The following is a 3,585-nucleotide window of genomic DNA, read 5'->3' on the forward strand; positions in this document are numbered from 1 at the left end:
GGATCACCACCCGAACAGTGTCGTCGGCCTCGGCCCGGCAGAACGCCTCGTCGAGCTGCACCAACAGGGTGCGGTTCTGCGCGTTGTGCGCCTCGGGTCGATTGAGCCAGATTCGAGCGATGCGGCCGTCGTCAAGCGTTTCGTAGTCCACCAGGTCAGCGGGGGTCGAAGTGACCGCGCCGGTGCTTGCGGGACTTGTCACTGGCACCACCTCACTTGTTCGCGCCCCACAGCCTACGTCCGGCGGTGGCCTCACCCGCCGCTGGGTCACCGCTGGGTGCTGGTACGGCTGTGACGCACGGCGTACTTCGCTACAGTTGTGTCATGCCTGCTAAACCTGACGCGGCCGAGATCGGCGAGGTAGAACCATTGGCCGCCAGCACCGCACGCCAAGCCAGGCGAGTGGTCGCCGCGTACGCGACCGACGCCGACGAGTGCCGGGTCTTTCTGTCGATGCTTGGCATCGGGCCTTCGAAACCCGAGACATAGATGACCCTCGGGGGCGGCCACGACGACGAAAGTCACGGGGATTCCGACTTCGTGGTCGTCGCCAACCGGCTGCCCATCGACATCGACCGGAACCCGGACGGGACGACCACCTGGAAGCGCAGCCCGGGCGGGCTGGTCACGGCGTTGGAGCCGCTGCTGCGCCGTCGGCGCGGAGCTTGGGTGGGGTGGCCGGGCAACATCGATGTCGGCGGTGATGTCGATGCGGCCGGGGAGCCGATCGAGGCCGACGGGCTGCAGCTGCATCCGGTGCCCCTGAGCGCAACCGACATCGCCGAGTACTACGAGGGATTTTCCAACGCCACGCTGTGGCCGCTGTACCACGACGTCATCGTCAAACCGATCTATCACCGGCAATGGTGGTACCGCTATGTCGACGTCAACCGCCGGTTCGCCGAGGCCGCCTCCCGCGCCGCCGCACCCGGCGCAACGGTATGGGTGCAGGACTACCAGCTGCAACTCGTTCCCAAGATGCTCCGCACGTTTCGGCCCGATGTGACCATCGGTTTCTTCCTGCACATACCGTTCCCGCCGGTCGAGCTGTTCATGCAGCTGCCGTGGCGCACCGAGATCGTCGAAGGCCTGCTCGGTGCCGACCTGGTCGGGTTCCACCTGGCCGGGGGCGCCCAGAACTTCCTGTTCCTGGCCCGGCGCCTCACCGGTGCCAACACCTCCCGGGGATCGGTCGGCGTGCGGTCCCGGTTCGGTGAAGCGCAGCTGGGGTCCCGCACCGTCCGGGTGGGCGCATTTCCGATCTCCATCGACTCGAGTGAACTCGACCAGAAGGCCCGCGATCGCCGGATTCGGCAGCGGGCCAAAGAGATCCGCGCCGAGCTGGGCAATCCCCGCAAGATTCTGCTCGGCGTGGACCGGCTCGACTACACCAAAGGCATCGACGTCCGGCTGAAGGCCTTCACCGAGCTGCTCGCCGAGGGCCGCGTCAAGCGTGACGACACCGTGCTGGTCCAGCTGGCCACACCGAGCCGGGAACGGGTCGAGAGCTACCAGACCCTGCGCGACGATATCGAACGGCAGGTTGGTCACATCAACGGCGAATACGGCGAGATCGGCCATCCGGTAGTGCACTACCTGCACCGTCCGATTCCCCGCGACGAGCTGATCGCGTTCTTCGTGGCCGGCGACGTCATGCTGGTCACCCCGCTGCGCGACGGGATGAACCTGGTGGCCAAAGAGTACGTGGCCTGTCGAAGCGATCTCGGCGGCGCACTGGTGCTCAGTGAATTCACTGGTGCCGCAGCGGAGTTACGCCAGGCCTACCTGGTCAACCCGCACGACTTGGAGGGCGTCAAGGACGCCATCGAGGCGGCGGTCAATCAGTCCGCCGAAGACGGCCGGCGACGGATGCGGTCGCTGCGGCGCCAGGTGCTCGTGCACGACGTGGACCGCTGGGCGAGGTCGTTCCTGGACGCGCTGGCCGACGCGCGTGCCCGGCCAGAGCACTGATCAACTCATCAGGTCGGTTGCCGCGAACCCCCGCGCCGGATCACGATCGGCGAAGTAGTCCTGCAAGGTGCCGCTCAACTTCACCGGGTCCCACGCCTGGCCGTCCGCGACGAACCGGTGCTCGGCGGTGGGCGCCGATAACAGCGTCACACCGGGCCCGTAAACGACGAAGACCTGGCCGTTGACCGACCGGGCCGCCGGTGAGGCGAGGAACCGGACCAGCGACACGACGTGTTCCGGTGACAGCGGGTCGATCTCGCCGTCGGCGGTCTGCGGTGCGGCTCCGAACACGTCGGCGGTCATCGCGGTCCGGGCCCGCGGGCAGATCACGTTCGCGCACACTCCGTAGCGGCCCAGCGCCCGCGCCGCCGACAACGTCAACGCGGTGATCCCCGCCTTGGCCGCCGCATAGTTGGCCTGCCCCACCGGTCCCATCAAGCCGGCTTCCGACGAGGTGTTGACGAGCCGCGCGTAGACGGTGCCGCCGGAATCTTCGGCCTGCTTGGCCTTGTCGCGCCAGTAGGCCGCCGCATTCCGGGTCAGCAGGAAATGGCCGCGCAGATGCACCGCGATGACCGCATCCCAATCCTCGTCGGACATGTTGAACAGCATCCGGTCGCGGGTGATCCCCGCGTTGTTGACGACGATGCTCAACCCGCCCAGCCCGTCGGCACGGCTCACCAGCTCGTCGGCGGTCGTCCGCTCGCTGACATCACCTGCGACCACCACGGCTTTGGAGCCGGCAGCGACTATCTCGTCGATCACATCGGAGGACGTCAGGGCGGCCGGAATGTCGTTGACGACCACCGTGGCGCCCGCGCGGGCAAGGCCGATCGCCTCGGCGCGACCCAGACCGGCGGCTGCACCCGTGACCACCGCGACCTTTCCGGACAGATCGGTGGCGCTGTCGCTCGAAGTCAATGTAGGGATACCTCTCGTTGTCTACTGGTTGTCGACTTGTCGTCTACTCGTCGTCCACCCGGCGTAACGCCGCCCGCGGGCACTCGGCGATCGCCTGCATGGCGTGAGTTTCCTTGTCCTTCGGAATGGGAGCGACTTTGACGTTGCACTGCTCGTCGTCGTTCAGCTCGAACACATCGGGGTCGATGCCGACGCAGATGGCGTTGCCCTCGCACCGGTCGTAGTCCACCTCAACTCGCATCACAGTCTCCTTTATGGCTCCTTGAATACGGCCACTGCTGCCACCATACGACCACATTCGCGATTGCCGAGGCCGAAGGCGGCTGGATCGTGGAGACTAGAACGTGTTACAACAAATGGACCCAGGTAAGCACCTAGGTAAGGACCACAGCAAGGACAGGCGATGCGGATCAGTTACACCCCCGAGCAGGAGGAGTTGCGTCGGGAGCTGCGGTCGTACTTCGCCAAGCTGATCACCCCCGACCGTCGCGAGGCGCTGACCTCGATGTCCGGCGAGTACGGCAGCGGCAATGTGTACCGGGAGACCGTCGCCCAGATGGGCCGCGACGGGTGGCTGGCGCTCGGTTGGCCGACGCAGTACGGCGGCCAGGCCCGCTCGGCGATGGACCAGTTGATCTTCACCGACGAGGCGGCGATCGCCGGCGCTCCGGTGCCGTTTCTGACCATCAACAG

Annotated in this window: 5 protein-coding genes and 1 pseudogene; 3 read left to right on the forward strand and 3 right to left on the reverse strand. The window is 66.6% G+C overall.

Features of this window, described 5'->3' with window-relative positions:
• Positions 1-208 (reverse strand): annotated as a pseudogene (locus AC2VOP_RS07445) (enoyl-CoA hydratase); the annotation flags it as partial.
• Positions 209-324: 116 nt separating this feature from the next.
• Between AC2VOP_RS07445 and AC2VOP_RS07450 the strand changes: the two are divergent.
• Complete coding sequence (locus AC2VOP_RS07450; RefSeq protein WP_486960369.1) at positions 325-489, forward strand: hypothetical protein; 165 nt, start codon at positions 325-327, stop codon at positions 487-489.
• Entirely contained in the window at positions 490-1,971 is a 1,482-nt protein-coding gene (locus AC2VOP_RS07455; protein WP_486960370.1) for an alpha,alpha-trehalose-phosphate synthase (UDP-forming), read from the forward strand.
• Here the strand turns inward: AC2VOP_RS07455 and AC2VOP_RS07460 are convergent, their stop codons facing one another.
• Positions 1,972-2,892: a 3-oxoacyl-ACP reductase gene (locus AC2VOP_RS07460; protein ID WP_486960371.1), complete on the reverse strand. Its 921-nt coding sequence runs from the start codon at positions 2,890-2,892 to the stop codon at positions 1,972-1,974.
• Between the two features lie 43 nt (positions 2,893-2,935).
• Entirely contained in the window at positions 2,936-3,133 is a 198-nt protein-coding gene (locus AC2VOP_RS07465) for a ferredoxin (protein WP_486960372.1), read from the reverse strand.
• 162 nt (positions 3,134-3,295) lie between these two features.
• Here AC2VOP_RS07465 and AC2VOP_RS07470 point away from each other — a divergent pair.
• Positions 3,296-3,585, forward strand: a 290-nt coding sequence (locus AC2VOP_RS07470) for an acyl-CoA dehydrogenase family protein (RefSeq protein WP_486960373.1), incomplete at its 3' end; no start/stop codon positions are given.

The sequence above is a fragment of the Mycobacterium sp. TH-M106 genome, from assembly GCF_057473765.1.